This is a genomic window from Dietzia sp. SLG310A2-38A2 (genome assembly GCF_014145095.1).
Taxonomy (GTDB): Bacteria; Actinomycetota; Actinomycetes; order Mycobacteriales; family Mycobacteriaceae; genus Dietzia.
In genome coordinates this window covers 1-1,673 of the sequence record NZ_JAALDX010000306.1, presented here as the reverse complement: position 1 = coordinate 1,673, position 1,673 = coordinate 1, and the positions used below count along the sequence as shown (strand labels likewise).

Annotated in this window: 1 protein-coding gene and 1 pseudogene; one reads left to right on the top strand and one right to left on the bottom strand. The window is 70.8% G+C overall.

The window, feature by feature from the left end; translation table 11 throughout:
• Window positions 1-84 precede the first annotated feature (84 nt).
• Window positions 85-1,119: an aspartate-semialdehyde dehydrogenase gene (locus G6027_RS11335; protein WP_182637279.1), complete on the bottom strand. Its 1,035-nt coding sequence runs from the start codon at window positions 1,117-1,119 to the stop codon at window positions 85-87.
• A 364-nt stretch (window positions 1,120-1,483) separates the two neighbouring features.
• Here G6027_RS11335 and G6027_RS11330 point away from each other — a divergent pair.
• Window positions 1,484-1,673, top strand: a pseudogene (locus G6027_RS11330) (hypothetical protein); the annotation flags it as partial.

The window sequence follows — 1,673 nt, the reverse complement described above, 5'->3', positions numbered from 1 at the left end:
GAAGAGCGTTCCGCACACATCGCCCGAGAGGCGGGTGCGCGGAACGCTCTTATCGAGGCGGGGGTGGGAACCGCGGCGGGCGCGCTACCTGACCAGCAACTCCGCGATCTGGATGGTGTTGAGCGCTGCACCCTTGCGCAGGTTATCGCCCGCCACCATGAGGTTCAGGCCCCTGTCGCCCTCGATCGACTGGTCCTGGCGGATGCGGCCCACCAGCGACTCGTCGATGCCCGCCGCGTCCAGTGGGGTCGGCACGTCCACGACCTTCACGCCCGCCGCGGTCGAGAGCAGTTCGCGCGCCTGGTCCGGGGTGATGTCGCGCTCGAACTCGGCGTTGATGCTCAGCGTGTGACCGGTGAACACGGGCACGCGCACGCAGGTGCCGGCCACACGCAGCTCGGGCAGGCCGAGGATCTTGCGCGACTCGTTGCGCAGCTTCTGCTCCTCGTCGGTCTCCTCCGACCCGTCGTCGACCAGCGCGCCCGCCATCGGCAGCACGTTGAACGCGATCGGCGCCGTGTACGGACCGTTGTCGTCCACGCTCAGTGCCCGCCCGTCGTGCACGAGCTCGTGGCCCGCGCCGATGTTGCCGGTCACCTGGTCGTTGAGCGCGTCGACGCCGGCCAGACCCGACCCGGACACGGCCTGGTAGGTGGAGACGACGAGCCGCTTGAGCCCGGCGGCGTCGTGGAGCACCTTGAGCACCGGCATCGCGGCCATGGTGGTGCAGTTGGGGTTGGCGATGATGCCCTTGGGCGGGTTCTGCGCGGCCTCGGGGTTGACCTCGGAGACGATCAGCGGGACGTCGGGGTCCTTGCGCCAGGCGGAGGAATTGTCGACGACGACGGCGCCGGCCGCCGCGAACCTGGGCGCCTGCTCCTTGGACATCGTGCCGCCCGCCGAGAACAGGGCGATGTCGATGCCCGCGAGCTCCTCGTCAGTGGTGGCAGCGGTGTCCTCGACCACGATGTCCTCGCCGCGGAACGGCAGAGTGGTGCCCGCCGACCGCGCGGAGGCGAAGAACCGCACCTCGTCGGCCGGGAACTCCCGCTCCTCCAGCAGGGCGCGCATCACGCGCCCCACCTGGCCCGTGGCTCCGACTACGGCGACAGTGGTCATCGTTGAGGTCATCTCCTGGTGTGCTCGTGGCCCGCGGGGGGCTCTACTGTCGGCCGCCCGCGGGTGGGAGCTCCACCCTGCGCTCGGGTCGGCCGATGATCGCCCAGTCTACCGGCCTTGCGAGGGCCCTCCAGCGACTCTCGTCACACCGCCCCCGCGCCTTCGCAGCCAACGCCCCACCTCGTCATCGCCGACCAACGAGAAGTCTGTTCGGCTCACATCGGCCGAAAGGGAGGTGCGCGAAACGCTCTTCTCGACGGGCCGGCGGGTCCGATGCTCCACAGGGCCGCCCGTCTCCACAGACGATGCCGAAATCGCGGGATGGACGAGGGATGCCACGCTCGTCGTCGTCGACGCTTGCCCCATGCGCCCCGATCCGTCACCCCGCCGCACCCGCGACCTCGTCCCCGAACGCGGGCGGCGCCTGCACTCCAGCGGCCTCGTCCCGCACCATCGAGGCCTGTGGGTCCCGCGCACCGCCGACCGCAACCACCCGCTCACCCGGATCACGGCGATCACCGCGCTGTACCCCGGCGCGATCGCGACCGGCTGGA